Here is a 26,462-nt window from a genome sequence, read left to right as displayed (position 1 = left end):
CCGTAGCTAGCGCGGCTTGGTTGGAAGGCCCCAGGGGACCCGTTACCCCATCTACGAAGGTCTAGAGATCAAGTCCGCTATCCCACCCGACGCGCGCGGGCCCTGGTCTCCCAGCGATCGAGCATCTGACCAAGCTGACCGAGCTCGCCGATGACAGGTCCCGCAATCCGATTGGCGGCGGTCACTTCGTTGGTGTTGGCGGGCGGGCCCGCGCTGAGCCAATCGGGCTCGCCATAGTCGCTCCAACGGCGGGCCTCTGCACGGCGTTTGCGAGACTTCAGATCACGCACGAAATAACCCGCCGCGAACGTAATCCCGAGCAGGACGATCAGTATGACGACACCCACAACCAACTCCGACCTTTCGCCCCAACATGTTTTTGCGAAGCATCGCATGCGAGGTCAAGCCTTGACACGATCCAAAGCTCGCTCCGGTGAACTGCAGGGAGATAACGAATTGCAGCTTGCCCAGACGTGGCCGCAATGCGGCCATGTTTCGACCTCGGTGCATCAGCTCGTCGCAACAGATTGTCTCGCAGAGGATGCGAACCTTCCTCTCGCAACCAGCCGCAGACCGGACTAACCTTGCGCTTGCTCGGCCGGATCAACCGGCCAGTCAACATGACCCGGGAGGACGCGAATGACACGCCAACAGCAGCGTGAGCAGGATGTTGCGCTTTCACGACGGACGCTGGTTCAGGGCCTTGCGCTTGGTGCCGCGGCCACGATGGCGGGAACCGCCACGGCGCTGGCCCAGACCGGCCCTGCCGCCCCGCCGACGACGATCACCACACCGCCGCGCGACTTCGGCCCGCACGGTGCGCCAACCACCTATTTCTGGGACCCCGATATCATCGCCGTGGATCCCTCCTTCAACGATCTCGCGCAGCCCAACACGTCGATCAAGCGGCTCTATACCGGTGTGCTCTGGGCGGAAGGTCCGGCGTGGAGCGCGCAAGGCCGCTATCTGTTGTGGAGCGACATTCCCAACAACCGGCAGATGCGCTGGAGCGAGGATGACGGCCATGTCAGCGTGTTCCGCACGCCCTCGAACTACAGCAACGGCAACTCGTTCGACTTCCAGGGCCGCCAGCTCTCCTGCGAGCATCTGACCCGCCGCGTGACGCGCTACGAGAACGACGGCACCGCCACGATCCTCTGCGACAACTACAATGGCAAGAAGCTGAACTCGCCGAACGACGTCGTCGCCCATCCCGACGGCAGTTACTGGTTCACCGATCCGCCCTATGGCGGCCAGCTCTATGAAGGCGAGCCCGATTCAGGCGGCAAGCTCAATCCCAGGATCGGGCAGCCGGCCGACTTTATGCCGAAAAAACGCGAGCTGCCGACCAATTGCTATCGCATCGACCCCTCAGGCCGCGTCGATCTCGTCGTCACCGAGGAGCAGGTGCCCGATCCCAACGGCCTGTGCTTCTCGCCGGACTACAAGAAGCTCTACGTCGTCTCGACCGGCAAGGGCCCCGGCGACACCGGGGCCGGCGGCAACGGCGAGGTCTTCGTGTTCGATGTCGGCAGCGACAACAAGCTATCGAACCAGAAGAGGTTCAGCGACTTCATGATCGACGGCATCAAGTGCGGGCCGGACGGCGTGCGCTGCGACGTCAATGGCAATGTCTGGGCCTCCAGCAATGCCGGCCGCGCGGTCGGCTACAACGGCGTGACGGTGTGGTCGCCGGACGGCAAGCTGCTCGGCCGCATTCGCCTGCCCGAAGTCTGCGGCAACATCACCTTCGGTGGACCGAAGCGCAATCGCCTGTTCATGGCCGCGAGCCAGTCGCTCTACGCCGTGTACACGGCGACGCAGGGCGCCGGGGTGGGCTGAGCAGGAACTGAGATGCGACCAGGCGCCGGCGTACCCCGCCGGCGCCGGGATCGGCACCGCTTGTCAATCGTCGCCACGCTTCGGAGGCGCCGGCACGGCGGTCCAATTGGCCGGCACGATCTGCGGCTGGAACGCGAACACCTCGCGGCTGCGGTCGTCGACAAAGACCTTCAACCAGTGCACGTCGTTGTTGCCGTTCGCCTGATTGTCGCCGAAGGTTTCAACGCGGACGAAGTTTTCGAGCCGGCGGCCCTTGGCATCGAGGAATGGCCGATCGATCCGGAAGTAGTGGGAGTCGCCGTGAACGTAGGCGACGGGCCTGCCGAATGCGACCACCTCATCGCGCAGCGCAACCAGGAACGCCTGAAAACCGTCCGGATTGGCGTCGGTCTCCGCAAGCGTCTTCGGGTCACGCAACGGGGCCCGCGTTCCGTCCGACTGATCCCAGCCCGGGTCCGCCTGCGAGATGAACATGACCGCAGCGGCACGGTAAGTTCTCGCGACGTCGAACGTCTGCTGCATCCAGAGGATGTTGGCATTGTTGCGCGCGGCCCATTCGGCGTCGTCAGGTAATGTATCGCAACGATTGTTGCAGGATCCCTGGATGTTGAGCGTGGCGTAAACCACGCCCCTCATGATCCAGCGGCGGTTCTCGACGCAGCCTGTCAATTGGTTGTTGTGGTCGAGGCACAGCTTGTCATGCTGCACCTGTTGCTTGATCGGTCGCTGGCCAAGCGACAAATCGGTGCTGAAAAAAATCTTCCGCTCGTAGTCAAGCCGTTCGCGCGAGGAGAAGGAGCCGTTCGCTGCGCGATCGCAGTCGGTCCAGTCGTTGTCGCCGGTGGTGAACATCGCGGCCGAATTCAGCGCGTTGAAATATCCGAGCCCCTTCGCTGCAGGTCGTCGGCGTCACCGACCCAGGCGTACCACTGCCCGCCTTCAAGTCGCCATCATGGACGGTGAAGGCCAGCTTCTGGCCATTCATGTCTGCGATCAGGTTTGGCACGCCGACCTGCGCCTGGAGATCTGAATACGGCAGATCGCCCCAGAGCCCGATCGCATAAGCGCGGCTCTCGCCTCCCCGGTCGCGGTCGTCGTCGGCCTGCGCTCTGCCGCTCGAACAGATCGCAAGAAAGACTGCAAGCACCAGAAAGGCCGCCCCGCGCAGCCTCCCGTAGCGGCCTTCCAATTTCCCTTCACCAACTCTCGTCATGGTCACTCTCCCCAGAGCGGCTTTGGACAAAAGACGGCTCTCCACAGGCACCAACATCAAGCTGGCCTGCGTCAAGTCGGCTTACGAAAACGAGAGGAAGCCCCGCCCGTGGCTTCAAATTGCACACCGAACGTATCCAGCCGTTGTGACGACCGCGTGAAACATTTAGAAACGCCTGTTCATGGCAAACAGCCTCCGCCGTCGCTCGGATTTGCGCGCGGGGTCCCGTGGTCAACGTCAAGGGTTTGCATGCGTCCGATCGTGATCATTCCCACCCGGCTCGGTTCAACCAGGCTTCCAGGCAAGGCACTGACCGACATCAACGGCGCGCCCATGCAGGCAGCACGTGACTTCCCGATATCACGCGTGATAATTGAGCCATGGCAGACAAAATTCGCGTCGTGGTTCTCTATGGCGGCCGGTCCGGCGAGCACGAGGTCTCGCTGAAATCAGCCGCTTCCGTGCTCCGGCATCTCGACCGTGCGCGCTTCGAGGTGATCCCTGTCTCCATCGACAAGACGGGGCGGTGGCAATGGAACGATCTTGCTGCGATCGACCCGGCACAGACCTCGCTGCCGATCCTGCCTGGTGGGCCCGAGATGCGGCTTGCCAGAGGCGGCGATGGACGCGGAGTTCTGCTGCCTGTTGTCGAAGGCGCGACTGATCCGATCGCGATCGACGTCGTGTTTCCGGTGATGCATGGCCCGCTATGCGAGGATGGCGCCGTGCAGGGCGTTTTCGAGCTGGCCGACGTCGCCTATGTCGGCTCGGGCGTGCTCGCCTCCGCCGTCAGCATGGACAAGGACGTCGCCAAGCGACTGGCTGAACTCGCCGGCGTGCCGGTTGCGCCCTATCGCGTGCTCACCCGCAAGGCCTACGTTGCCGATCGCGCCGCATCTCTTGCGAAGGCGATGGAGGGCTTGACGCTCCCGGTGTTCGTCAAGCCATGCAACATGGGCTCCAGTGTCGGCATTCACAAGGTCAAGAGCTCAGATGCGCTTGGGCCCGCACTCGACGATGCGTTTCGCTACGATCTCAAGGTGCTGGTCGAGCAGGGCATCGACGCCCGCGAGATCGAGGTCGCCGTGCTCGAGGGGGAGACGCTGTTTGCGAGCGTCGCCAGCGAACTCAACCCCAATGCCCAGCACGAATTCTATTCCTACGAGGCCAAATATCTCGACCCTGACGGCGCCCGCGTCGATCTTCCGGCAAGGCTCGATGCAACCCAGATGGCGCGGGTGCGCGCGCTGGCGGTGCAGGTGTTCGCGGCGCTCGAATGCAGCGACCTTGCGCGCGTCGATTTCTTCCTCGACCGGAAAACCGGCGAATTCTGCTTCAACGAGATCAACACCCTGCCCGGCTTCACGTCGATCAGCATGTATCCGAAGATGATGGAAGCCTCCGGGGTGCCGTATGGCGAGTTGCTGACGCGCCTCGTTCATCTGGCGCTGGACCGCTATCAGCAGCGTCATGCGCTGGAACGCGGCTATTCGAGCTAGGTTGTCTTCGCAACATCAGGCTGACGTCGGGAAATAGGCCATGCGCGTTGTGATCTGCGGCGGCGGCGTGATCGGGGCCTGCACCGCTTACTTCCTCCGCCGCCATGGCGTCGACGTCATCGTCGTCGAACGGACCGAAGTTGCGGCCGCGGCCTCCGGCAAGGCCGGCGGCTTTCTGGCGCGCGACTGGTGTGCGGGCACGCCGCTCGATGCGTTGGCGCGGCGCAGCTTCACCCTTCACGCACAACTGCCCGAGGAGATCGCGGGCGATTGGGGCTATCGCCCGATGAACGCCTATGCGGGCTTTGTTACCCCGGATGGCGATGCGAGAGCGGGCACACCATCCGCACTGAGCTGGCTCGCCGATGGAGTGATCATCAGCCAGCGCATCGGCACGACCGACACGACCGCGATCGTCCATCCTCACAAGTTCACATCTGCCGTGTTGAATGCGGCGCTGGCGCGTGGCGCCGAGCTTCGCGTCGGGCGCGTCACCGGGATCGTTCGCGGTGCCGACGGCACGACGGCGAAGGGCGTCGAGGTCGACGGCGGCATGATCGAAGCCGATGCCGTCGTGATCGCGATGGGACCGTGGTCGCTGCTCGCAGCGCAATGGATGAGCCTGCCCGCTGTCTATGGCCAGCGCAGCCCGAGCATCGTGTATGACATCGGCCCCAACGTGCCGGCGGATGCGTTGTTCCTGGAGTGTGAGAGCGATGGCACCGCTGTGTCGATCGAAGTCTTTCCGCGCGCCGACGGCAGCGCGCACCTCACCGCCCTCTCCGACATCGCGCCGCTGCCGCTCGATCCGGCGGCGGTGACGCCGGACCACAAGGCGATCGCGCGCCTGCAGACCATGTGCGAGCGCCTCTCGCCGCTGTTCCGCCCCGAAAAGATCATCGCGCAACAGGCCTGCTTCCGTCCCGTGACCGAGGATGGCTTGCCGCTGATCGGCCGGATCCCGCACAGCGATGGCCTCTATGTCGCAACCGGACATAATGTCTGGGGTATTCTCAATGCGCCGGCGACCGGCGAGGCCATGGCGCAGCTCATCGCCGACGGCGTTACAAGCGACGTGAACCTCGCGCCGTTCAATCCTGCGCGGCTCAAACCGCTCGACCCATCGCTGCTGCAAGCGCGTTAGCGGTTGGCGACTGCTCTTTCTTGTAGCGCCGGATGGCGCGACGCGTAATCCGGGCTACGAGCCTCGAATCCTCATGCATGCCCGTCGACGAAATCTGCATGCCTGCGTGCGGAATAACAGCCGTAGTGCCCGGTAATTGCGCAGCTAGACTTTAGTCCCCATCGTACACTCCTGAATACAGTTTCACTTGCCGAGGATTGTCGCGCCGTTATAGTCCGGCCCCAATAGCTCAAAGAAAGCTTGGTTCAAGGGAGAGAACAAAATGAATAGAGCACTCTCTGGTGCATTGCGAAGTGCGTTTGGTGCGGCCGCTGCGGGCGCGTTGCTCGCAGCCTCAGGTCCGGCACTTGCTGCCGATCCAATCAAGATCGGCGTGATTGCGGAAGCGCAGGCGATTGCCGGCGCATCGATCCCGCAGGCAGCTCAGCTCGCCGCCGACGAGATCAATGCGGCGGGTGGCGTCGACGGCCGCAAGATCGAGATCATCGGCTACGACAATCACTCCTCCTCGGCAGATTCGGTGCGCGCCTTCCAACGCGCGGTGAACGAGGACAAGGTCAACATCGTCATCGCCAGCTACATCAGCGAAGTGGTGCTGGCGCTGGAGCCGTGGGCGTCGCGGTTGAAGACGCCGTTCGTGACGCCGGGCGCGGCCTCCAACGAGATCAGCAAGAGCGTCCACTCCGATTACGAGAAGAACAAGTACACCTTCCACGGCTACCTGACTTCCGCGGCATTGGCACTCTCGGTCTGCGACGGCGCCAAGGACCTGCTCGTCGACAAGATGCACATGAAGACTGCGGTCATCATGAGCGAGGACGCCGCCTGGACCAAGCCGCTCGATGTCGGCTACGAGGAGTGCCTGCCCAAGATCGGGCTGAAGGTGCTCGATCACATCCGCTTCTCGCCTGACACGACCGACTTCACCCCGATCTTCAACAAGATCGAGGGCGCCAAGCCCGACGTGATCATCACCGGCATCTCCCATGTCGGCGTGCAGCCGACGGTGCAGTGGAAGAACCAGCAGGTGCCGATCCCGATGTTCGGCATCTCCTCGCAGGCCACGAACGAGACCTTCGGCAAGGACACCAACCAGGCCGCTGAAGGCGTGCTCTATCAGGGCGTCTCGGGGCCCGGCGTCGCGGTGACGCCGAAGTCGGTGCCGTTCGCGGAGAACTTCAAGAAGAAGTTCGGCAACTACCCGTCCTATGCCGGCTACACCGCCTATGACGAGGTCTATTACATCGCCGACGCCGTCAAGCGGGCCGGCTCGACCGATGCCGACAAGCTTGTCGATGCGCTGGAGAAAACCGACTGGGAAGGCACGATCGGCCGCGTCCAGTTCTACGGCAAGGAAGATCCGTTCACGCATTCGATCAAATACGGCAAGGGCCTGATCACCGGGCTGATGCTGCAATGGCAGGACGGCAAGCAGAGCGCCGTCTGGCCCAAGGACGTCGCCAAGGTCGACATCAAGTTCCCGAGCTTCATCAAGCTCAGCAACTGACAGGAACCGCTCCCGGGACCATCTCCCGGGAGCTTCCACTTGCGGCGCTGCACCTTTCCCTAGAGCAGCAGCCTGACTGCCAGCCCATAGACCGGATTGCCATTCTTCAATGCGAGCTTTCCAGATTCTGATCGATGGCTTTGCCATCAGCGCCCTCTACGCTCTTGGTGCCACCGGCTTCACACTGATCTTCGGCGTCTCCGGCGTGCTGAACCTCTCGCACGGCGCCATCATGGTGGCGGCGGCAGTAGCGGCCTGGGCCGCCGCGAGCATATTGGGTGTCGGCACCTATGCCGGCGCACTGATTGGCGTCGGCGTCGCCCTCCTCACCGCTTTCCTCACTTACTTCGCAGTCGTGAAGCCGATCCAGGATTCGCGGCGCATCCCGAATGAGGAGAAGGAGATCTTCGTCCTGACGGGAACGCTGCTCTGGGGCATCATGATCCAGGAGCTGATCGCCTATTTCTTCACCAACAACGCCAAGACCGTGCTGCCGATCGTCGAAGGCGTGGTCGACATCCTCGGTGTGCGCACACCCAAGAACGAGATTTTTACGGCGATCGTGTGCTGCCTCGTGATCGGTCTGTTGTGGCTGCTGGTCAATCGCACCCGCACCGGCAAGGCGGTGCTGGCGGCCTCGATGAACCCGCGCGGCGTCACCCTGCTCGGGCTCGAGCTCACCAACATCTACATCGTGGTCTGGGCCATCTACGGCATTCTCGCCGGCATCGCGGGCGTGCTGCTCGGCATGTTCCTAGGCGTCAGCTCCTACAGCGTCGGACCGCTGACCGCGAGCGCGTTCTCAATCGTGGTGCTCGGCGGCCTTGGCAGTGTCTCCGGCTCGCTGATCGCGGCCTTCGTGGTCGGCTACCTCGAGACGCTCACGGCCTATCTGGTCTCGCCGGCCTACCGCACCATTCCGGCGCTCTTGCTGCTCGTGTTCGTGATGTACATCCGGCCCCAGGGCCTTCTGGGGAGGCGCTGAGATGGCTGGTTTCTTCACCTCGCGCTTGTTCTTCATCTCGCTGGCGCTCGTCATCATCGCGGCGACGCTGCCGCTTTACGTCTCCGGCTATGTGCTGGGCCTCTTGACCGTCGCGTTCTATTTCGGCGTGTTCGCGATGGCCTGGGACCTCCTGTTCGGCTTCGCAGGCGAAGTGAATTTCGGTCCGACCTTCCTGATTGGCGTCGGCGCCTACACCGCCGGCATCCTCAACGCCCAGTTCGGCTGGTCGGTCTATCTCTGCATCGTGCTGGGCGCGCTCGCCTCCGTGATCGCAGGCCTGGTGCTGGCGCTGCCGGCGCTGCGCGTGCGCGGCCCCTATTTCGGCCTGACCACGCTGGTCGCGGTGTTGATGCTGCAGAACTTCATTGTCGTGTTCGCTGATCTCACCGGCGGCGAGATCGGTCTCACCATCCCCGACGTCATCACCATCAATGCCGGCGCCAATTACTGGATCGCACTCGCGTTCATGACAATTTCGGCCGCGATCCTCTACGGCCTGTCGCAATCGCCCGTCGGCCTCGTGCTGCAAGCCAGCGGCCAAGATCCGGTTCAGGCCGGCGCGCTCGGCTTCAACATCGTCAAGCACAAGCTCGCGGCCTTCATCGTCAGCGCCTTCTTCTCCGGGCTGTCAGGCGCGCTATTGGTGTTCTACTTCGGCACCGCCTCGGTCGGCACCGTCGTCGACGTCGCTGTCGGCGTCAACGTGATCGTCTCGGCCGTACTCGGCGGAAGGCGCACCGTGCTGGGCGCGGCGCTGGGCGCGATCTTCCTGATCGTCGCCGGCGAGTTCTTGCGCCCCACAGGCGAGCTTGCGACCTTCATCGTCTCGGCGGTGGCGCTGCTCGTCGTGCTGTTCTTCCCCGGCGGCTTCTTAGGGGCGGCCCTCTCGCGCGAGGCTCGCTCGTAATGGATCAGAGGCTTTCCAACCGGCCCGTGCTCGAAGTCCGCGGCCTGACCAAGCGCTTTGGCGGGCTGACCGCAGTGAAGAACCTCGGCTTCGACGTCAAAGGCGGCGAGATCTTCGGCCTGATCGGACCGAACGGCTCAGGCAAATCCACGGCCATGAAGAGCGTGATGGGCATCGAGCGCCCGACCGCGGGCGACGTCGTGTTCGAGGGCGAGAATGTCGCGGGTCTTCCCGCTCACAAGATCGCGCGAAAAGGCTTCGGCATGGTGTTCCAGCACTCGCGGCCGCTGAACCGGCAGACCGTGCTGGAGAACATCATGGTGGCGCTGCTGCCGGACAGCCTGTTCATGCTGTTTCCCGACAAGGCCCTGGTCGAGCGTGCCAAATGGATCGCCGACCGCGTTGGCCTCGGCAGCGTCATGAACCGCCGCCCGCCGACGCTGCCCTTTGCCGATTTGCGGAGGCTCGAGCTTGCGAAGGCGATCGCGCGTGATCCCAAAGTGGTGCTGGTCGACGAGCCTTTCGCCGGCCTAACCCGCGCCGAGGTCGAGGTCTTCTCAGACCTGATCCGCAGCTTTCGCGATGAGGGCCGCGCGGTGATGCTGGTCGATCACAACGTCAAGAGCGTCGCCGCGCTCGTCGACCGCGTGCTCGCCATGTATCTCGGCGAGGAGATCGTCACCGGCAAAGCCGATGAGGTCATGCGAAACGAGACCGTACGCCGGGTCTATCTGGGCGGCGCCATCGAGACCCATGCGCGGCCCGAGACCAGCTTCAAGGACAAGGTGCCGCTGCTCCAGGTCGAGAATGTCAGCGTGCATTACGGCAAGGCGCAGGCGCTGGAGAACGTCTCGATCCACATCCATGAGGGCGAGTTCGTCTCGATCGTGGGCCTCAATGGTGCCGGCAAGACCACGCTGTTCAACACCATCTCCGGCTTCCTGCCCTACACCGGCGAGATCATCCGCGGCGGCGAGAAGCTACGCGGCACGACTCCTGCGAAGATCGCCCGCACCGGCCTCGTGCAGTGCCCGGAATCGCGCGAGCTGTTCGGCGAGATGACGGTGCGGGAAAACCTCGATCTCGGCGGCCAGCACCTCGACGACGACGCGAGGGCGAAGCAGCTCGCCTGGCTGTTCGAACTGTTCCCGATCCTGAAGGAACGCCAAGGCCAGATGGCGCAGACGCTCTCCGGCGGCGAGCAGCAGATGCTCGCGATCGGCCGCGCCTTGATGATGCAGCCCCAGATCCTGATCCTGGACGAGCCGACGCTGGGCCTTGCTCCCGTCATTCTCGAGCTGCTCTCCAAGGCGCTGACGCGGCTGCGACAGACCACCTCGATCACGGTGCTGCTGGGCGAGCAGAATGTGACCTTCGCATTGCCGCATGCCGACCGCGTCTACGTGCTGGAGCACGCCCGGATCGTCTGGGAAGGTGATCCCGGCCGCTTCGCAAGCGAGGCCGGCGCCGATTTTCTTTGAGTTCGCGTATCAACAAAAAACGAAAGGGAAACGACCATGCGATCCTCGACGGCTCTCGGCTCCGCCCTCTTCACCTCCGCGCTCGCGCTGTGCCTTGCCGCGCCCGCCTATGCGCAGTCGAACGACCCGATCAAGATCGGCGTCATTGCCGAGGTTCAGTCGATCGCGGGCGCGGCGACGCCCGGCGGCGCCCAGATCGCCGCCGACGAGATCAACGCCAAGGGCGGCATCCTCGGCCGCAAGATCGAAATCGTCACCTATGACAACAAGAGCTCCTCGGCCGATTCCGTACGCGCATTCCAGCGCGCGGTCAGCGAGGACAAAGTCTCGGCCGTGATCGCGAGCTACATCTCAGAGGTCGTGCTGGCGCTCGAGCCCTGGGCCGCACGGCTGAAGATGCCGCTGATCACGCCCGGCGCCGCCTCGAACGAGATCACCAAGGCGATCCATAACGACTACGAGAAGAACAAGTACACCTTCCACGGTTATCTGACCTCGGCCGCCCAGGCGCAGCTCGTCTGCGACGCCGCCAAGGACCTCCTGGTCGACAAGATGCACATGAAGACCGTCGCGATCATGAGCGAGGACGCCGCCTGGACCAAGCCGCTCGATGTCGGCTACGAGGCGTGCCTGCCCAAGGCGGGCCTGAAGGTCGTCGAGCATGTGCGCTTCTCCCCTGATACCACCGACTTCACGCCGATCTTCAACAATATGGAAGCCAAGAAGCCCGACGTGATCGTCACCGGCATCTCGCATGTCGGCGTTCAGCCCACGGTGCAGTGGAAGAACCAGCAGGTCCCGATCCCGATGTTCGGCATCAGCGCGCAGGCGCTGAGCCCGACCTTCTGGAAGGACACCAACGGCGCCGCCGACGGCGTGCCCTCGCTCGCCGTCGCGACGCCCGACGTCGCCGTGACCCCGAAGACCAAGCCGTTCGCGGCCGCGTTCAAGGCCAAGTTCGGTGCACCGCCGGCCTATACCGGCTACACCGCCTATGACGAGGTCTACATGATCACCGATGCGATCAAGCGCGCGGGATCGACCGACCCGGACAAGATGGTCACCGAGCTTGAGAAGACCGACTACGAAGGCACAATCGGCAAGATTGCGTTTTACGGCAAGGACGACGAGTTCACCCACGGCATCAAGTCCGGCCCCGGCTTCGTGACCGGTCTGGTGTTCCAGTGGCAGGACGAGAAGCAGGTCGTGGTCTGGCCGGAGAAGATCGCGGAAGGCAAGCTGAAGTTTCCGAACTTCGTGAAACTGTCGCAGTAACAGCCCCCAACGCCAGATCAGATGCGCGATGCTCGGGGCCTCCCGGGCATTTCACTTTTGGACCCTTAAGGCGAAGCCAGCTTGAAAAATTTTCAGCGTCGATCAAACTAATGACCGCACGCAGGCCCCCTCAAGAACCTGCGGCTCATCAAGGAGGACGCATGCTCCCCTATGTCACGCACGACCCTCGCTTCGATCGGCTGGTCTTCGGCCATGTCAATCTCGAGAAGCTGACCAACGGCGAATGCCGCTGGGCCGAGGGCCCTGCCTATTTTCCGGCCGGGCGCTACCTCATCTGGTCCGATATCCCGAATAACAGAATGATGCGGTTCGACGAGACCGACGGATCGGTGTCGGTGTTCCGCTCGCCGAGCTTTAATTCCAACGGCAACACCACTGATCGCCAGGGTCGTCTGGTCACTTGCGAGCATTTCATGCGGCGCGTGAGCAGGACCGAGCATGACGGCTCGATCACCGTGCTGGCTGACGCGTTCGAGGGCCGCCGGCTGAATTCGCCCAACGACGTCGTGGTCAAGTCGGACAATTCGATCTGGTTCTCCGATCCAACCTACGGCATCGACAGCGACTATGAGGGCCAACAAAGCCCGTCCGAGATCGGCGCCTCCAACGTCTATCGGATCGACGCCAGCTCAGGTGCCATCACGCGCGTCGTGTCCGACCGGGTCCAACCCAATGGGCTGGCCTTCTCGCCTGACGAAACCAGGCTCTACGTCGCCGACACCGGCGCGACGCATGTGCGCGGGCTGCCGCCGACCATCTGGTCCTACGAGGTGACAGGACAGACGGTCGGGGAAGCCTCGCTGTTTGCGACATGCCCGGACGGGCTCTATGACGGTTTCCGCGTCGACATCCACGGCAATATCTGGACCTCGGCGGGCCGCAGCGTGTTCTGTTACGCACCTGACGGGGCCCACATCGGCACGGTCCCGATCGGCGAAATCGTCGCAAACGTCTGCTTCGGCGGCCCACGCCGCAACCGTCTCTACATCTGCGGCCAGACGTCTCTCTATTCGATCTATCTCAACACACGGGCGGCGGTTTGAGGGGCGGCGCGAGGCTACACGGCCTCGCTTGCTGCAAACTGCGCGATCTCGCGCAGGCCGGACCGATGGGTGTCGGCCTGCGATGCGCTCGATCGCTCCTCAATGTGGTCTGCGACGAACTCTGTATCACGCCCGATACCGACGAACCGGCCGGAGCCCCAGGTGTAGAGCCACGGCAGGCCGACAACATAGGCGCCCTCCACCGAGGTGACGCCTCGCTTGTGGGTTGGATAGCCGGTGCCGTCGAACATCGGCAGGTCGACCCAGGACCAGTCGGACCGGAATCCGGTCGTCCAGACAATACTGCTGACGCCGCTCGCTGCGAGATCGAGCTCGGTGGGCACTGCAGTGGGTGACCATACCGGCTCATAGTGAGGCGTCACAGGCGCTGCAATCCTGTTCTTCGCGATGTGGTCGTCGATCAACCGGCAGATGCCATTGTAGACTTTATCGGCATTGTCGAGATTGACCTGGAGATCATCGCCAAGCTGCAGGCGCGTCGCGCGGCCATCTTTGAGGCGGCCGTAGAGCCTCATGCCTTCGAGCGCGAATTTGCGCAGGTCGATGTCGCGGCCGCCATCCCGTCCGGTCAAATAGTGGTTGGCGTTCTTGCGGACGCCTTCTTTCAACGAGTGCTTGTCGACTGGCAAGTCGTACTGGCCGAGATCGTCGAGCCAGTCGACGGCGTCGCGACCGCGATAGAAGCGCGGGCACCGCGGCGCGCTGCCGACGGCTAGATGCACCTTGCGGCCGGCGAGGTGCAGATCCTCCGCGATCTGGCAGCCCGATTGCCCGCTTCCCACCACCAAGACCTCGCCCGGCGGCAGCTGATCCGGGTTGCGATAAGCCGAAGAGTGGATCTGCGTGATCGACGGATCGAGCCGGTCGGCAAACGGCAGCACTTTCGGAACGTGATATCCGCTGACGGCAAGCACGACGCGATCGGCAGCGATCTCGCCTGCGGTTGTCTGGAGTATGAAGCCGCGACTGGATTGACTGAGACGCGTGACGGCGACGCCCTCGCGAACCGGCGCACCGATGTGCCTGGCAAAATCCTCAATGTAGGTGACAATCTCCTCGCGCAGCATGAAGCCATGCGGATCGCTGCCGGCATAACGAAATCCCGGAAGCTGGCACTGCCAGTTCGGTGTCACCAGGCAGAACGCGTCCCAACGCTGCGTCTTCCAGGAATGGGCAATGGTGTTCTTCTCCAGCACGACATGGGCGATGCCACGCGTCTTGAGTTGCGCACTCATCGCAAGGCCGGCCTGGCCGCCGCCGATCACAACGACCGGATAGTGGGTTTGAAGGTCGGACATGATCAGCTCCTGCTATTCTTCGAACGAGACGATGGTGACGGACGCGCCGGGCGTGGCCTCGAACTGCGTGGCGGCGGCTTCGATCCGGGCGAGTTGCCCGAGCGCGCGCGAGCAGAGAAAGCCGTACTTCTCGCGGACGCGCTCGGCCGCGATCGTCAGCGCGGCGCGGCTGCGCTCGCGGAAATCGGCGAGCGCATAGGTCGTGCCCGGAACGAAATGATCCTTGATGACAAGCGAGGGCGAATAGCAGGCCTCGATCCGCTCATCGGGCCAACGCACGTGGAAATGCATCTCAGGCATAATGCACCTCGCGCATTGCTTGATAGGCCGGCATGTGAGCCATGGCGGTGCGGCTCCAGGCATGGCGCCGGGCGACCCTGGCGCCATCGGCGATCAGGCGCGAGCGCAGGGGCTCGGCGAGCGCGCTAAGGGCGGCATCCGCGATCGAGCCGACGTGATACGGATCGCACCAGGCGACATCATCAGGGCCGAGATATTCCGTGAAAGGCGCGATGTGCGAGACCACCGCCGGCACGCCGCTGGCCATCGCCTCCAGCACAGCCAGGCCAAAGCCTTCGCGCAAGGACGGGAACATCAGGACATCGGCCAGACGAAACAGCGACGGCATGTCCGCGTCCGCCAGCGGACCGGTCTCGATCACGGCCTCGGCCGGCAGTCCCGCGTCGCGCAGCCGCGACTTGAACTGTTGTCGATACAAGTCATGGTCAAGGAGAGAAGCGCCGCCGGCGATGACGAGCTGCGCGGACCGGTGCACGGCGTTCACCTGCCGGAAGGCCTCGAGGACACCGAGCGTATTCTTGCGCTGCTCGACGCCGCCGATCGAGAGCAGGATCGGGCCTGCGCGAAGCCCGAGCCGGGCACGCAACATTTGATCGCCAGGAGTAGCATTGGGCGAGTATCGCACGGTGTCGACGCCATTGCCGACCAGCATCGCCGGGCGGGCCATCTCCGCCTCCAGGTGGCGCTGCCAGAACCGGCTGACCACGAACAGGCCGTCGGCATGAACAATCGAGCGGCGGTCAAGCTCGCAGAGCCGTGCGTCCGGGAATGCGTCGATGTGATGAACGGTGCGGGCATAACGCTGAATCAGGCCGCGCTGCTTCAGCGTCGCGAGCGCGTTGCCGGAGATGCCGTCCTGGGCATGAAAGACGTCGTACTGCCTGTTGGCCCCGTCCTCGAAAAACCTGACATAGTCCGCGATGCGCGCTTCGACCATCGCGACGACGTTGCCTAACGCGGGCGACGCCGGCACGGAGCGTGTCGCCGCCACGCTGCGACGGAAGAAGCCCTTGCCTGCGGGGTCGGGTGCATGCACGACCGGTCTATGTCCGAGTTCCGCAAGGGCGTCCGCAAGCGCGAGCGCGTGCACCACGCCGCCTCGTGGATTTGTCGAGTGCGTGAGGATCGCGACGCGAAGCGGGAGCGAGCGGCCGCTCATGCCACGCTCCGCTGCCGGTCGCCCTGACCTGGCGCGCAACCAATCAAGGGCTGCCCCGCGAAGTCCCAGACCGTTGCGCGCGCGAAGCCGGCGCTGATATCGACGCGTGTCCCGGCGCTGACGTCTCCGACCGCGGCCACCGCGATGCCGCGTCGCTGGAAGCGCGACAGGATCTCGTCGACGTCTTCGGGTTTCGCCGATAGCAGATAGCCGAAGCTCGGGAACGTCAGCAGCCAGCGGTCCAGCGGCGCGCTGGCGGGAATTGGAATCGCCTCGACGTCCAACGTGATGGCGACCTGCGAGCACTCGGCCAGCATCGCCGCGGTCCCGACAATGCCGCCCTGGCTGATGTCCTTGGCTGCAAGCGCGAGCCCGCTCTCGGCGATCGATGGCAGGATCTCCAGATCGCCGCGCAACCGTTCTGCCGGCGCGTCGGTCGCCGCCTCCCAATTCGCGAACGGCTCGCGATAGCGGCCGCGCAGATCGATCGCCGCGATGAGCTTGTCCCCTGGCGTGGCGTCGAAGCTCGTGAGCAGCCGCTTGGCGCGACCGAGAATCGCTGCGGCAAACTGGCTCTGGTTGCTGCGCACATTGGTGTGACCGCCGATGACGGGCACGCCGAATGTCTTCGCGGCAGCTTTCAATCCTTCGAGAATGGGCGCGGCCTTATCAGTTCCATTGGACCAGATCGCATTAACAAGAGCGGTTGGCCGTCCGCCCATCGCTACAACGTCGGAAATGTTGACCATGGCGCCGCACCAGCCCGCGAACCAGGGGTCGGCGGCGACGAACTCGTTCATAAAACCTTCGATCGCGAACAGGGTATAGCCGTCTCCCTCCGGAATCGCCGCGCAGTCGTCCCCCACCGCGATGGCGTCGCTACCCGACAGGTCGAGCGCGGCCGCCACAGTGGCGATGTCGGCCTTGGCCGCGATGCCGCGGCTTTGGCGGAGCGTTTCGGCGAGGCTTGCGAGTGCGGCGTCCGTCAGCATCATCAGGCTGCCAGCTTGGCAAGGGAGAGGAAGCCGGTTTCAGGCGTCCGGAACGGCGGGTAGTGGTCGAGATCGGCCTCCATGCGATGGTGCGGCCGGCCATGAAGCTCGAACTCGCCGAGCGAACGCCAATGCATGTGCTGGAACAGCAGCGCGTTCTGACTCTGCACATTGGCAAGGAAGCGCCGGCAGCCGCGCGCGTGCGCGGACGACACGGCGAGCCGGATCAGGCCGGCGCCGACCGCGCTGAGCCGGCGATAGCCCTTTTCGACGGCGAGGCGCGAGCCCCACCACACATCGGCCTCGTGATCGTCGGCGTGAATGCGCACGGTGCCGACGACTTCATCCTCGGCCACGCCGAGCAGCGACACCGCAACGAGCGGAATGGCGACATCGTCGATCGCATCGCGATCATCGGTCGCAAACACGCCCTGTTCCTCGCAAAAGACCCTGCGGCGCAACGCTGCGGCGGCGTCTCGCTCCCAGGCTTCGGTTGCGAACTTCACCTGGAATTCCGGCGCGACGAAGGGCTTGAACGGCTCGAACATCATGCGCTGGCTCCGCGTTCATAGGTTGATAGTGCCGAGCAGGCGCCGCATTTGCCGCAGCCTGCCTTGATGTCGGTGGCACGCAAGCCGCCCGCGCGCAGCATCTCGGCGAGCGGACGCAGGATCTCGTGCATGAACGCCGGAGACGGCGTCGGATGGCTCTCCAGCGGCGTGCCGGCAATCGGCACGAACGGCACCACGAACGGATAGACGCCGAGATCGATCAGCCGGCGCGAGAGCGCGAGGATCTCTGAAGGCTCGTCGCCGAGGCCCGCGAGGATGTAGGTCGAGACCTGGCCGCGGCCGAACACCGGGACAGCCGCAGCGAACGCGTCCATGTATTGCTCGACCTCGACCTGCGCCTTGCCGGGCATGATCCTTCGCCGCACATTTGACCCGATGACTTCCAGATGCATGCCGAGCGCATCGACGCCTGAACTCTTCATGCGCTGGAACCAGGCAAAATCATCCGGCGGCTCGCATTGCGCCTGGATCGGCAGATCGACGGCGGCTTTCACGGCCTCTGCACTCTCCGCAAGGGTGCCGGCGCCGCGGTCGGATGTGTGCGGCGTGCCTGTCGTCATCACCATGTGCTTGACACCATCGAGCTCGACGGCGGCCCTGGCGACTTCGGCGAGCTGGGCCGGCGTCTTGCGTTCGACCGTGCGCCCGGCCGCCAGCGACTGCCCAATGGCGCAGAACTGGCAGGTCTTGGTGCGGCTCTGGTAGCGAATGCAGGTCTGCAGCACGGTGGTGGCGAGGACGTCACGCCCGTGCAGGGTCGCGATCTTCGAATAAGGAACGCCGTCCGCGGTGGTGCGGTCGTAGAATTTGGGTCGCAACGGAAACGAGACGTCGGCCAGCACCACCCCGTCGCGCGAGATGCGGCTGCGCCCGGCTTCATCGGGGCGCTCGACGAGGTAGGGGCTCTCGAAGGCGGGCGCGTTGTGGATCGGAATCATCACGGTCGCGCCGTCGATCGTGAATGGCGTGTGATCTGAGGGACCCGCACCACCGCGGCGGCTCGTTCCACCGGTCTTGGGATCAGCGAGCCGGACCCCGAAGGATTGCAACTCGTTGATCAGCTGCTCGGTCGGGATCGCCTGGGGTTGCGGCATCTGCGGTCTCATCTGATGGGTCTTTCGCAATGGACGTGAGGTGGTTGGGGTGAAGACCGTGCATGGGGCGCGCCGGTCGGTCGTTCAGCACCAGCGACAGCAGCTCCGGTCTTGCGTAATGGCCGACCGAGTCCATCATCCGCTTGCGCTTGGTGATCAGTGCAAGATCGAGATCGGCGACCAGGATGCCCTCGCCGCTGGTCAGCGGCGGCACCAGATGGTTGCCTTCCGGAGAGATGATCGCGGTCATGCAGCCGCCGCGCAGGCCCTTGCGCGGGCCTTCCTCCGGCGAGATCTTGGCGATCTGCTCCTCGGTCAGCCAGCCGGTGGCGTTGACGACGAAGCATCCGCTTTCCAGCGCATGATGCCGGATCGTCACCTCGATCTGGTCGGCAAAGACCTGTCCGACCAGCGAACCCGGAAATTGGGCGGCGTGGATCTCTTCATGCTGGGCCATCAGCGCGTAGCGGGCGAGCGGGTTATAATGTTCCCAGCAGGCCAGCGCGCCGACGCGGCCGACCGCGGTCTCGACCACCTTCAGGCCGGCGCCATCGCCCTGCCCCCAGATCATGCGCTCGTGAAACGTCGGCGTGATCTTGCGGCGCGTCAGGACGAGCGCGCCGTTCGCATCGAACACGAGTTGCGTGTTGTAGAGCGAGCCGTGATCGCGCTCGTTGACGCCGAGCACCACCACCATGCCATGGCGCTTCGCCGCTTGCGCGACCGCGTCCGTCACGGGACCGGGCACGACGACGGCATTGTCGTAGAGCTGGATATGCTCGGCGCCGCTCAGGACCGGCGGACGGACAAAGGAGAAGTACGGGTACCAGGGAACGAACGTCTCCGGAAAAACGGCGAACTGGACTCCCTTGGCCGCCGCCTCCGCGATGGCCGCCAGGATCCGGTCGAGCGTTCCGGTCGGCGTGTCCAGGTCGGGCGCGATCTGAATCGCGCCGGCCCTGATCGTACGTTTCGCTGTCACTGTGCTCTCCCTCGTCCGTCGCGCGAGCCAATCGAGGTCAGACGGTCCAGATCAGACGGTCCAGGTGTGGATCATGAACGCGTCGTCCCTGCGGTGAAGCAGGATGAGGTCGAGCACATCGAGCGGATTGATCGGTCGGATGCCCGGAATCAGCGACGGCTCGCCATGACCGTAGAGCGCCTGCAGCGCGAACCGGCAGGCATAGACCTTGCCGCCTTCGTCCATGAATTTGGCGAGCTGGTTGTTGAAGTTCTGCGCGCCGGGGAAGGCCTCGTCGCCGATCTTCGGAAAGCCGCGCTGAATGCCGAGCGTGACACCGGGACCGTAAAGCAGAACCGACGTCTCGAAGCCCTTCCGCTTCAGGCGCAGCGCCTGGAGAATATTGACGAGGCCGATCGAGCCCTCGAATGCGACGGTGTGGAAGGTGACCAGCGCCTTCTCACCCGGCTTTGCTTTGACGTCCTCGAAAACCTTCTCCTCGTAGTCGACAAGAAAGTCGCCCTTCTGACGCGCGGGCATGTTCACTGCTGGCATAGACACCTCCTGTTCACGTCCGGCCCTCCCGGATCGAGATCAGGTTTTGCAATCAATGTGCCAAGCGACGTTCTGCACTACAAATCATCACACCATTCAATTTACATTCATTTATGCATTCAATGTTGAATGGAGACCTGACTGGATTAAGATATGCTCGCGCAATGCTCGAAAAATAGTGCCTTAAAAATACTGTGCAGCGCGCACGATCGGTGTGCAACGCCCTCGGCTACGCTGCCTCTCCAAGGCGATCAATGCGAGCAATACGATTGCCTCACACCTTGCAACAATATACAGTCAATTGTGCTGACGTAGTCTTGGAACCTGGCAATGGCCGACTGGCGACCCGATCTTTCGAATAGCGACAAACCGCGTTATCTCGCCATCGCGGACGCCATCGCCGACGACATCGCCGCCGGGCGGCTTGTGATCGGCGACCGCCTGCCGCCACAGCGCAAACTGGCCAAGCGGCTCGACGTGGATTTCACCACCGTCGCGCGCGGCTATGTCGAGGCGCAGAAGCGCGGGCTGATCGAATCCAAGGTCGGACAGGGAACCTTCGTTCGCGACAAGCCGCGACCGCGGCGCTCGGCAACGAGCTTTCCGCCCCGCCCCGTCGACCTGTCGATGAACCTGCCGCCCGAGCCCGATGATCCTGAATTGATCGAGCGCATGCAGGCCGGCGCCGAACATGTGCTGCGCGACATCGCATCGCTGCTGCGCTATCAGGGCTTTGGCGGCACTCAGGCCGACAAGGATGCCGCCTCGAGCTGGCTCGGCCGCCGTGCATTGGTGCCGGCGCAGAACCGCATCTTCGTGTCGCCGGGGGCCCATCCGGCGCTGCTGGGCATCCTCTCGATCCTTGCGAAGTCTGGCGAGGTGGTGCTGTGCGAGGCCATCACCTATCCCGGGATCAGGTCGATCGCTGCGCAACTGGGCATCAATCTCGTCGGCCTGCCGATGGATGCGGATGGCATTGAGCCGCAGGCGTTGACCGATGCCTGCAAGAAGCTGAAGCCCAAGGCGATCTACCTCAATCCGACGCTGCAGAATCCGACAACGCTGACGATTCCTGACTCGCGACGGCGCGAGATCGTCGCGATCGCGCGACGCTTCAAGCTGCCTATCATCGAGGATGACGCCTACGGCTTCATTCCCGAGCACGGCCACGGCCACGCGCCCTTCGCCGCGATCGCGCCCGATCTGACATGGCACGTCGCAGGACTGGCAAAATGCATCGGGGCAGGCTTGCGCACCGCTTACGTCGTGGTGCCCGACACGCGCTCGGCCTGGCCGTTTGCCTCGGCGCTTCGGTCTGCGACCGTGATGGCATCCCCTCTCACCGTGGCGATCGCGACGCGCTGGATTGAGGACGGCACCGCGGACACGATGCTGCGGTTCATCCGCGCCGAGACGTCGGCGCGGCAGAAGCTCGCCGCCGAGATCCTGCCGAAGGGGTCTTATCGCGGGGATCCCCTCAGCTTCAACCTGTGGGTCGAGCTGCCCACACCCTGGAGGCGCTCGGCTTTCGTCGAGCATATGCGGCAGACCGGCATCGGTGTCGTCGCAAGCGACGCCTTTGTAGTGAGTGACCCGCCTCCCGAGGCCGTGAGAATATGCATCGGCGGCCCATCAACGCGAACGCAGATCAGGGGAGCGCTCGAATACGCCGCTCACGCGCTGGTCGAAACGCCGGCCTTGGCGTCGCCGTTTCTCTGATCCGGCAGGAACAGGATAGAACGAGGTCAGCTCGTGACCCGTTCGCCGCGGCCGTAGACCAGCAGCATGAAGATGATGACGAGGCCGTAGATCACCTGGCGGCCGGCCTCGGGCATGTCCATGATCGATAGCACGCTGTTGAGCAGCACGATCAACACGACGCCGATCAGCGTCCCCAAATAGCGGCCGCGGCCGCCCAGGATGTTGGTGCCGCCGATCACCACAGCTGCGATCGACGGCAGCAGATAGGCATCCCCCATGCCCTGATAGGCCTTGGTGGAGTAGCCGGCGAGCAGCACGCCGGCGAGCGCGGCTGCAAGGCCGCAGAGGACGAAGCAGATCACGGTGATGCGGCGGGTGTCGACGCCGGCGAGATACGCGGCCGCCTCCTTGTTGCCGATCGCATAGACGTAGCGGCCGAGCGCCGTGCGCTGAAGCATGATGGCAACGATCACCGACACGGCAGCCCAGACGAACAGAGCGTTGGGGATGCCGAACGTGCGATCGCCGGCAAGCATCCGCATCAGATCGGTGGCGGCGGTCTGCGGGGCGTAGCCGCCGGTATGTGCGACCATCAGGCCGCGCATCACCGCGTTGACGCCGAGGGTGAAGATCATCGAGGGCACGCGCAGATACGCGACCCCGATGCCGTTGATGAGACCGACCACGACGCCAACGGCGAGCCCGACCGGAATGGCGAGCGGCCCGCCGATCGACGTCGCCATCATCGCAGCGGCGGCGAGCGTCCACGGCACCGACAGGTCGATCTGCGCGATCAGGATCACCATCATCATGCCGGCGGCGACGATCCCGAGAAAGGCGCCGATCTGCAGCTGCTGCAACAGATAGGTCGGCGACAACAGCGGCGCGCTGCCGAAACGGGCAAAGGTATAGACCGTGCCCGCCACCAGGATGACGAGGATGAACAAGGCCGCGATCAGGATCGGGCGGTCGTCGCGGGAGAGCCCGAGGGACGCAGTCGTCATCGAAACAGCTCCAGCGTATTCTTGACGCGCAGCACGCCGAGCGCGCCGATGCTGACGGCGGCCAGCAGAATCAGGCCTTCGAACAGCGGCTGCAACAGCGGTGCGATGTCGAAGATGCGGAAGAAGAACGAGATGACGCGCAGCACCATGGCGCCGAAGATCGAGCCGATCGCACTGCCGGTGCCGCCGAGCAGCGAAGTGCCGCCGATGACGACGGAGGCGATGGAGTTGAGCGTGTAGGCGCCGGCCTGCGGGATGTCGGCGTTGCCCGATGAGGTCTGGATGGCGAGGAACAGACCGCCACAGCCGGCAAAGAAGCCGGCGAGCGTGAAGGCTGCGATCTTGGCGCGCTCGATCGGCAGGCCCGACATGTAAGCGGCGCCCTCAGCCGACCCGACCGCATAGACGGCGCGGCCGAGCACGGAGCGGCGGAACGGTACCCAGACCAAGAGCGCGACCAGGATCAGCAACACGAACGGCACCGGGATCCAGGCGACTGGCGCAAACCAGCCTGCGGCACCGTCATCGAAAATATGGACAGTTGCGGCGAAATCCCCGAGCGAGTTGGTCAGCGCCCAGTTGAGATCCTCGTCGATCTTGCCGCCCGGCGTCGGCCGCAGGAACAGCGCGATGCCGATATAAACCGCGCCCGTCGCGAGCGTCGCGATGATCGGCTGGATGCGCCCATAGACGACGACGCAGCCGTTGATGAAGCCGGCCAGTGCCCCGGTCGCGAGGCAGATAACGGTCCCGAGCAGGATGCCGCCGACCCCGCCGGGGAAGGTGCCGAGGCCGAATTGCAGGCCGAAAATGTCCAGGTGCAGCGGAGTGCCGCCCGCCGCTCCCGTAAGCAGATAGCTTGCAAAACACCCCACCATGGTCATGACGGCGCCCACGGAGAGATCCAGCCCCGATGCCAGCACCGGCACGGTCTGGGCCATCGCCAGCATGGCGAGCGCAAAGATCTCGTCGCCGTTCTGAACCAGAACCGCCGACGAGAAGCCCTTGGGGTGGGCAAAATTGTAGAGCAGATAAAGGATGAAGAACAGCAGGACGGCGGTGACGATACCGACGTTCTGACGAAGCCTGATGGCGATATCGTCAAGCATGGGCGGCTCCGGGAGCGTCCTGCGTCGCGGCGTCGATGTTCAGTGCGCTGGCAATGATGTTGGTCTCGGTGAGCGCGTCACCTTCGAGCTCGCGCACGATGCGCCCGTCATACATGATCGCCACCCGATCGCAGCAGCCAATGAGTTCGTCATAGTCGGTCGAGTAGAACAGGATGGCAGCGCCCTGATCGGCGAGCTCGCGCATCAGGCGGTAAAGCTCCTGCTTGGTGCCGACATCGATGCCGCGCGTGGGATCGTTGAGCAGGATGAGCTTGGGATCGGTCATCAGCCATTTGGCGAGAACGACCTTCTGCTGGTTGCCGCCCGACAGCGTGGAGACCGCATCGCCGGGCGCACCGATCTTGATCTGCAGCCGCGCGATGGCGCGCTTGATCACCTCGTTCTCGCGCGCGCGGTCGACCAGAGGGCCGGTCGAGATCGCGCCGAGCGAGGCGATCACCAGATTGTCCGCGATGGACATCGGCAGCATCAGGCCTTCGGTCTTGCGATCCTCCGGCACCAGCGCGATGCCGACCGACTTCGCCGCCGCCGGAGACGCCGGCCGCACCTCGCGGCCTTCGACGGTTACCCGTCCGGTGACGCCGCGCAGCACGCCGAACAGCGCCAGCAGCAGGGATTTCTGGCCCTGGCCGTCGAGCCCGCCGAGACCTACGATCTCGCCCGCGCCCACGCGCAGCGAGATGCGATCGAGGTGCCGATCCCAGCTCAGATTCTCGATATCAAGCACCGGCTTCGGCGTTGCCCGCGCCGGCTTGGGCGGATATTGGGTCGCGATGTCGCGGCCGATCATGAGCTGAACGATATCGGCGGTCGAGCGCTTGCCCTTGTCGAAGGTCTCGATATGGCGGCCGTTGCGAAACACGGAGGCACGGTCGGCCAGCGCCTCGACCTCGTGCATCCGGTGCGAGATGTAGAGAATGGCAACGCCTTCGGCCTTGAGCCGCGCCAGCATCGCGTACACCTTCTCGACGTCGGCGCTGGTGAGCGCGGACGTGGCTTCGTCCAGGATCAGGAGCTGCGGTTTCTTGCCGAGTGCCTTGGCGATCTCCACCACCTGGCGGCGCGACAACGGCAGGTCGCGCACGCGCATCAGGGGATTGACGTCCTCGCAGCCGATCTCGGCGAGCAGCTGTTCGGCACGGCGGCGCTGCGCCCGCGCATCGATGAGGCCGAAGCGGCGCGGCGGCGAGGCGATCGAGATGTTGTCCGCGACCGAGAGGTCGGGCATCAACGACAATTCCTGGAAGATACAGACGACGCCCGCGGCGTTGGCGGCGGACGGCGTCGCAAAGCTGACGTCCCGTCCGGCAAGGCGCATGCTGCCGGAGTCGGGTTGCACGACACCGGAGATGATCTTGATCAGCGTCGACTTGCCGGCGCCGTTCTCACCCAGCACCGCATGGATCTTGCCGCGCTCGCAGGCGAAATCGACGCCTTCGAGCGCGCGCACGCCGGCGTAACGCTTGGAAATTCCTGATAGCGTGAGGAAGGCAGGTTGGGTCAGGACGGCATCGGACATATCAGGGGCTCACGCAGCGGCGGCCCGGCAAGAGCCGGGCCGCAACCGTGACGTCTCCAGTAGACTCACTGGGTGTTCTTTTCGCTCTGCGACATGATCTCCGGCGCCGTGAAGTTGACGCCGCAGGGCGTGAACTGGTTCGGCGCGAAGAAGTTGGCGTTGAGGTCCGGCCAGTAATTCGTGCCGGGCTTGAGGTCCTTGTAGGTCGCAACCGGGATCGGGATCGAGATCAGCTGCGGCATGACGTTGCCCTGCAGCGCCGAGATCGCCGCCTTGGTGGCGATCGCGACAAGCGCCGGAGACTGGCCGTAGGACATGCCCTTCAGCCCGTCCTTGGCGTGATCGGCGATCTGCTTGCGGTACTCGTTCTCGCCCTCGCCGGACATCGGCACGAAGGGGTGCTTGGCCGCCATCATGGCCTGCACGGTGCCGTCGGAGCCGCCTTGCGTGAATACGCCATCGAAATGGCCGTGCACGGCGAGCGCGTCCGCCGTCACCTTCTGCGAGGTGCCGGTGTCCCAATTGCCGACCACTTCCGTGATCTTGAAGCTGTTGCCCGGCGCTTCCATCACCTCGCGGAAGCCGAGATGGCGATCACGATCGACCGAATTGCCCGGCAGGCCGCGAACCTCGAGGATGTCGCCGCCCTTCTTGCCGCTCTCATCCATCAGCCACTTCGCCGACATGCGGCCCATTTCCTTCTGGTCCTCGTTGACCATCATCACCTTGTCGGTGTCGAGGACGTTGTCGAAGGGGACCACGACGACGTTGTTCTTGTCGGCGAGGCGGATGATGCGGTCGAAGCCGTCAGGGGCGACCGCGATGGTGACGATGGCGTCAAAGCCCTGGTTGATGAAGTCCTCCATCGCGCCGAGTTGCGCTGCAACATCGGTGCCGGTCGAGACGACCTTGAACTCCTTGATGTTCTCCTTGATGCCCGGCTGCGCGGCGAAGGCCTTTGCGGTCTTCACCATCTGGATGCGCCAGGTGTTGCCGACGAAGCCGTTGACGAGGGCGATCTTGTAGGGACCGGGCTTCTTGTCCCACTGGAAGAACTTGGTTTGAGCAGACCAGGGCTTGAAGCATGCGGGATCGGCACCCGGACCGGACACGACCTTTGGTCCTGCGAGCGCGCTGACCGAGGACAGCAACAGGCCAACGCAAGCGAGCCCCGTAAAACGAAGCGTCCACACCATATCTCTTCTCCTGAGCTTTTGT

General features: G+C 64.2%; 26 protein-coding genes. 11 read left to right on the top strand and 15 right to left on the bottom strand.

The window, feature by feature from the left end:
* Positions 1 to 77 precede the first annotated feature (77 nt).
* On the bottom strand, positions 78 to 395 hold the full coding sequence (locus Q0687_RS23060) for a hypothetical protein (protein WP_298881798.1): 318 nt from the start codon (positions 393 to 395) through the stop codon (positions 78 to 80).
* Positions 396 to 639: 244 nt separating this feature from the next.
* Between Q0687_RS23060 and Q0687_RS23055 the strand changes: the two genes are divergently transcribed.
* Positions 640 to 1,842, top strand: coding sequence for an SMP-30/gluconolactonase/LRE family protein (locus Q0687_RS23055; RefSeq protein WP_298881796.1), 1,203 nt, complete (start codon positions 640 to 642; stop codon positions 1,840 to 1,842).
* Positions 1,843 to 1,905: 63 nt separating this feature from the next.
* Here Q0687_RS23055 and Q0687_RS23050 read toward each other — a convergent pair whose 3' ends face one another.
* The gene (locus tag Q0687_RS23050) at positions 1,906 to 2,694 is read right to left on the bottom strand and encodes a hypothetical protein (protein WP_363323982.1); all 789 of its coding nucleotides are present in this window, start codon (positions 2,692 to 2,694) and stop codon (positions 1,906 to 1,908) included.
* On the bottom strand, positions 2,615 to 3,055 hold the full coding sequence (locus Q0687_RS35865) for a hypothetical protein (protein ID WP_363323981.1): 441 nt from the start codon (positions 3,053 to 3,055) through the stop codon (positions 2,615 to 2,617). The genes Q0687_RS23050 and Q0687_RS35865 overlap by 80 nt, the downstream gene beginning before the upstream one ends.
* 249 nt (positions 3,056 to 3,304) lie before the next feature.
* Between Q0687_RS35865 and Q0687_RS23045 the strand changes: the two genes are divergently transcribed.
* The 9 genes from Q0687_RS23045 to Q0687_RS23005 all read left to right on the top strand — a co-directional run bounded on the left by Q0687_RS23045 (position 3,305) and on the right by Q0687_RS23005 (position 12,938).
* Entirely contained in the window at positions 3,305 to 3,502 is a 198-nt protein-coding gene (locus tag Q0687_RS23045; protein ID WP_298881795.1) for a hypothetical protein, read from the top strand.
* A complete protein-coding gene (locus Q0687_RS23040) occupies positions 3,436 to 4,554 on the top strand; it encodes a D-alanine--D-alanine ligase family protein (protein WP_298881793.1) in 1,119 nt (372 codons plus the stop codon). Before Q0687_RS23045 ends, Q0687_RS23040 begins: the two co-directional genes overlap by 67 nt.
* A gap of 40 nt (positions 4,555 to 4,594) precedes the next feature.
* Entirely contained in the window at positions 4,595 to 5,698 is a 1,104-nt protein-coding gene (locus tag Q0687_RS23035) for an FAD-dependent oxidoreductase (RefSeq protein ID WP_298881791.1), read from the top strand.
* A gap of 262 nt (positions 5,699 to 5,960) precedes the next feature.
* Entirely contained in the window at positions 5,961 to 7,205 is a 1,245-nt protein-coding gene (locus tag Q0687_RS23030; RefSeq protein WP_298881788.1) for an ABC transporter substrate-binding protein, read from the top strand.
* A 109-nt stretch (positions 7,206 to 7,314) separates the two neighbouring features.
* The gene (locus Q0687_RS23025) at positions 7,315 to 8,190 is read left to right on the top strand and encodes a branched-chain amino acid ABC transporter permease (protein WP_298881786.1); all 876 of its coding nucleotides are present in this window, start codon (positions 7,315 to 7,317) and stop codon (positions 8,188 to 8,190) included.
* A 1-nt stretch (position 8,191) separates the two neighbouring features.
* Positions 8,192 to 9,118 (top strand): branched-chain amino acid ABC transporter permease, encoded by a 927-nt coding sequence (locus Q0687_RS23020; RefSeq protein ID WP_298881783.1) that lies wholly within the window; start codon positions 8,192 to 8,194, stop codon positions 9,116 to 9,118.
* Entirely contained in the window at positions 9,118 to 10,599 is a 1,482-nt protein-coding gene (locus tag Q0687_RS23015) for an ATP-binding cassette domain-containing protein (protein ID WP_298881781.1), read from the top strand. Before Q0687_RS23020 ends, Q0687_RS23015 begins: the two co-directional genes overlap by 1 nt.
* 36 nt (positions 10,600 to 10,635) lie before the next feature.
* A complete protein-coding gene (locus tag Q0687_RS23010; protein WP_298881777.1) occupies positions 10,636 to 11,874 on the top strand; it encodes an ABC transporter substrate-binding protein in 1,239 nt (412 codons plus the stop codon).
* A 161-nt stretch (positions 11,875 to 12,035) separates the two neighbouring features.
* Complete coding sequence (locus tag Q0687_RS23005) at positions 12,036 to 12,938, top strand: SMP-30/gluconolactonase/LRE family protein (RefSeq protein ID WP_298881775.1); 903 nt, start codon at positions 12,036 to 12,038, stop codon at positions 12,936 to 12,938.
* Between the two features lie 14 nt (positions 12,939 to 12,952).
* Here the strand turns inward: Q0687_RS23005 and Q0687_RS23000 are convergent, their stop codons facing one another.
* Genes Q0687_RS23000 through Q0687_RS22965 form a run of 8 tightly spaced genes read right to left on the bottom strand, consistent with a single transcriptional unit; the run spans position 12,953 to position 19,890 of the window.
* Complete coding sequence (locus Q0687_RS23000; RefSeq protein WP_298881773.1) at positions 12,953 to 14,257, bottom strand: MSMEG_0569 family flavin-dependent oxidoreductase; 1,305 nt, start codon at positions 14,255 to 14,257, stop codon at positions 12,953 to 12,955.
* A 12-nt stretch (positions 14,258 to 14,269) separates the two neighbouring features.
* Complete coding sequence (locus Q0687_RS22995) at positions 14,270 to 14,557, bottom strand: MSMEG_0570 family nitrogen starvation response protein (protein ID WP_298881772.1); 288 nt, start codon at positions 14,555 to 14,557, stop codon at positions 14,270 to 14,272.
* Positions 14,550 to 15,716 carry an MSMEG_0565 family glycosyltransferase gene (locus Q0687_RS22990; protein WP_298881770.1) on the bottom strand — a complete coding sequence of 389 codons (1,167 nt, stop codon included), beginning with the start codon at positions 15,714 to 15,716 and terminating at the stop codon, positions 14,550 to 14,552. The genes Q0687_RS22995 and Q0687_RS22990 overlap by 8 nt, the downstream gene beginning before the upstream one ends.
* Complete coding sequence (locus Q0687_RS22985; RefSeq protein ID WP_298881769.1) at positions 15,713 to 16,711, bottom strand: sll0787 family AIR synthase-like protein; 999 nt, start codon at positions 16,709 to 16,711, stop codon at positions 15,713 to 15,715. Before Q0687_RS22985 ends, Q0687_RS22990 begins: the two co-directional genes overlap by 4 nt.
* Positions 16,711 to 17,259: an MSMEG_0567/Sll0786 family nitrogen starvation N-acetyltransferase gene (locus Q0687_RS22980; RefSeq protein WP_298881768.1), complete on the bottom strand. Its 549-nt coding sequence runs from the start codon at positions 17,257 to 17,259 to the stop codon at positions 16,711 to 16,713. The genes Q0687_RS22985 and Q0687_RS22980 overlap by 1 nt, the downstream gene beginning before the upstream one ends.
* A complete protein-coding gene (locus Q0687_RS22975) occupies positions 17,256 to 18,374 on the bottom strand; it encodes an MSMEG_0568 family radical SAM protein (RefSeq protein ID WP_298881765.1) in 1,119 nt (372 codons plus the stop codon). The genes Q0687_RS22980 and Q0687_RS22975 overlap by 4 nt, the downstream gene beginning before the upstream one ends.
* Positions 18,301 to 19,356: a Nit6803 family nitrilase gene (locus Q0687_RS22970; protein WP_298881762.1), complete on the bottom strand. Its 1,056-nt coding sequence runs from the start codon at positions 19,354 to 19,356 to the stop codon at positions 18,301 to 18,303. Before Q0687_RS22970 ends, Q0687_RS22975 begins: the two co-directional genes overlap by 74 nt.
* 51 nt (positions 19,357 to 19,407) lie before the next feature.
* The gene (locus tag Q0687_RS22965; RefSeq protein ID WP_027526573.1) at positions 19,408 to 19,890 is read right to left on the bottom strand and encodes an MSMEG_0572/Sll0783 family nitrogen starvation response protein; all 483 of its coding nucleotides are present in this window, start codon (positions 19,888 to 19,890) and stop codon (positions 19,408 to 19,410) included.
* A gap of 330 nt (positions 19,891 to 20,220) precedes the next feature.
* On the opposite strand from Q0687_RS22965, the gene Q0687_RS22960 reads away from it, so the two are divergent.
* Positions 20,221 to 21,609 carry a PLP-dependent aminotransferase family protein gene (locus Q0687_RS22960; protein ID WP_298881751.1) on the top strand — a complete coding sequence of 463 codons (1,389 nt, stop codon included), beginning with the start codon at positions 20,221 to 20,223 and terminating at the stop codon, positions 21,607 to 21,609.
* A 26-nt stretch (positions 21,610 to 21,635) separates the two neighbouring features.
* Here Q0687_RS22960 and Q0687_RS22955 read toward each other — a convergent pair whose 3' ends face one another.
* The 4 genes from Q0687_RS22955 to Q0687_RS22940 all read right to left on the bottom strand — a co-directional run bounded on the left by Q0687_RS22955 (position 21,636) and on the right by Q0687_RS22940 (position 26,440).
* The gene (locus Q0687_RS22955; RefSeq protein ID WP_298881748.1) at positions 21,636 to 22,595 is read right to left on the bottom strand and encodes an ABC transporter permease; all 960 of its coding nucleotides are present in this window, start codon (positions 22,593 to 22,595) and stop codon (positions 21,636 to 21,638) included.
* Complete coding sequence (locus Q0687_RS22950; RefSeq protein ID WP_298881746.1) at positions 22,592 to 23,704, bottom strand: ABC transporter permease; 1,113 nt, start codon at positions 23,702 to 23,704, stop codon at positions 22,592 to 22,594. The genes Q0687_RS22955 and Q0687_RS22950 overlap by 4 nt, the downstream gene beginning before the upstream one ends.
* Entirely contained in the window at positions 23,697 to 25,244 is a 1,548-nt protein-coding gene (locus Q0687_RS22945) for a sugar ABC transporter ATP-binding protein (protein WP_298881743.1), read from the bottom strand. Before Q0687_RS22945 ends, Q0687_RS22950 begins: the two co-directional genes overlap by 8 nt.
* Positions 25,245 to 25,309: 65 nt before the next feature.
* The gene (locus tag Q0687_RS22940; protein ID WP_298881741.1) at positions 25,310 to 26,440 is read right to left on the bottom strand and encodes a sugar ABC transporter substrate-binding protein; all 1,131 of its coding nucleotides are present in this window, start codon (positions 26,438 to 26,440) and stop codon (positions 25,310 to 25,312) included.
* Positions 26,441 to 26,462: the final 22 nt, after the last annotated feature.

The sequence above is a fragment of the uncultured Bradyrhizobium sp. genome, from assembly GCF_936928535.1.
Taxonomy (GTDB): Bacteria; Pseudomonadota; Alphaproteobacteria; order Rhizobiales; family Xanthobacteraceae; genus Bradyrhizobium.
Note: the sequence above shows the minus strand (reverse complement) of the source record. Positions and strands in the feature narration are given on the sequence as shown.

Excerpts from the sequence above, each read along its gene's own strand:
- Q0687_RS22980 (WP_298881768.1), bottom strand. The coding sequence starts at position 17,259 with ATGATGTTCGAGCCGTTCAAGCCCTTCGTCGCGCCGGAATTCCAGGTG.
- Q0687_RS23045 (WP_298881795.1), top strand. The coding sequence starts at position 3,305 with ATGCGTCCGATCGTGATCATTCCCACCCGGCTCGGTTCAACCAGGCTT.
- Q0687_RS23050 (WP_363323982.1), bottom strand. The coding sequence starts at position 2,694 with ATGTTCACCACCGGCGACAACGACTGGACCGACTGCGATCGCGCAGCG.
- Q0687_RS22940 (WP_298881741.1), bottom strand. The coding sequence starts at position 26,440 with ATGGTGTGGACGCTTCGTTTTACGGGGCTCGCTTGCGTTGGCCTGTTG.
- Q0687_RS23025 (WP_298881786.1), top strand. The coding sequence starts at position 7,315 with ATGCGAGCTTTCCAGATTCTGATCGATGGCTTTGCCATCAGCGCCCTC.
- Q0687_RS22945 (WP_298881743.1), bottom strand. The coding sequence starts at position 25,244 with ATGTCCGATGCCGTCCTGACCCAACCTGCCTTCCTCACGCTATCAGGA.
- Q0687_RS23055 (WP_298881796.1), top strand. The coding sequence starts at position 640 with ATGACACGCCAACAGCAGCGTGAGCAGGATGTTGCGCTTTCACGACGG.
- Q0687_RS22960 (WP_298881751.1), top strand. The coding sequence starts at position 20,221 with ATGGCCGACTGGCGACCCGATCTTTCGAATAGCGACAAACCGCGTTAT.
- Q0687_RS23060 (WP_298881798.1), bottom strand. The coding sequence starts at position 395 with ATGCGATGCTTCGCAAAAACATGTTGGGGCGAAAGGTCGGAGTTGGTT.
- Q0687_RS23015 (WP_298881781.1), top strand. The coding sequence starts at position 9,118 with ATGGATCAGAGGCTTTCCAACCGGCCCGTGCTCGAAGTCCGCGGCCTG.
- Q0687_RS22950 (WP_298881746.1), bottom strand. The coding sequence starts at position 23,704 with ATGCTTGACGATATCGCCATCAGGCTTCGTCAGAACGTCGGTATCGTC.
- Q0687_RS23030 (WP_298881788.1), top strand. The coding sequence starts at position 5,961 with ATGAATAGAGCACTCTCTGGTGCATTGCGAAGTGCGTTTGGTGCGGCC.
- Q0687_RS35865 (WP_363323981.1), bottom strand. The coding sequence starts at position 3,055 with ATGACGAGAGTTGGTGAAGGGAAATTGGAAGGCCGCTACGGGAGGCTG.
- Q0687_RS23040 (WP_298881793.1), top strand. The coding sequence starts at position 3,436 with ATGGCAGACAAAATTCGCGTCGTGGTTCTCTATGGCGGCCGGTCCGGC.
- Q0687_RS23010 (WP_298881777.1), top strand. The coding sequence starts at position 10,636 with ATGCGATCCTCGACGGCTCTCGGCTCCGCCCTCTTCACCTCCGCGCTC.
- Q0687_RS22990 (WP_298881770.1), bottom strand. The coding sequence starts at position 15,716 with ATGAGCGGCCGCTCGCTCCCGCTTCGCGTCGCGATCCTCACGCACTCG.
- Q0687_RS22955 (WP_298881748.1), bottom strand. The coding sequence starts at position 22,595 with ATGACGACTGCGTCCCTCGGGCTCTCCCGCGACGACCGCCCGATCCTG.
- Q0687_RS23035 (WP_298881791.1), top strand. The coding sequence starts at position 4,595 with ATGCGCGTTGTGATCTGCGGCGGCGGCGTGATCGGGGCCTGCACCGCT.
- Q0687_RS22975 (WP_298881765.1), bottom strand. The coding sequence starts at position 18,374 with ATGCCGCAACCCCAGGCGATCCCGACCGAGCAGCTGATCAACGAGTTG.
- Q0687_RS22995 (WP_298881772.1), bottom strand. The coding sequence starts at position 14,557 with ATGCCTGAGATGCATTTCCACGTGCGTTGGCCCGATGAGCGGATCGAG.
- Q0687_RS22985 (WP_298881769.1), bottom strand. The coding sequence starts at position 16,711 with ATGATGCTGACGGACGCCGCACTCGCAAGCCTCGCCGAAACGCTCCGC.
- Q0687_RS22965 (WP_027526573.1), bottom strand. The coding sequence starts at position 19,890 with ATGCCAGCAGTGAACATGCCCGCGCGTCAGAAGGGCGACTTTCTTGTC.
- Q0687_RS23005 (WP_298881775.1), top strand. The coding sequence starts at position 12,036 with ATGCTCCCCTATGTCACGCACGACCCTCGCTTCGATCGGCTGGTCTTC.
- Q0687_RS23020 (WP_298881783.1), top strand. The coding sequence starts at position 8,192 with ATGGCTGGTTTCTTCACCTCGCGCTTGTTCTTCATCTCGCTGGCGCTC.
- Q0687_RS23000 (WP_298881773.1), bottom strand. The coding sequence starts at position 14,257 with ATGTCCGACCTTCAAACCCACTATCCGGTCGTTGTGATCGGCGGCGGC.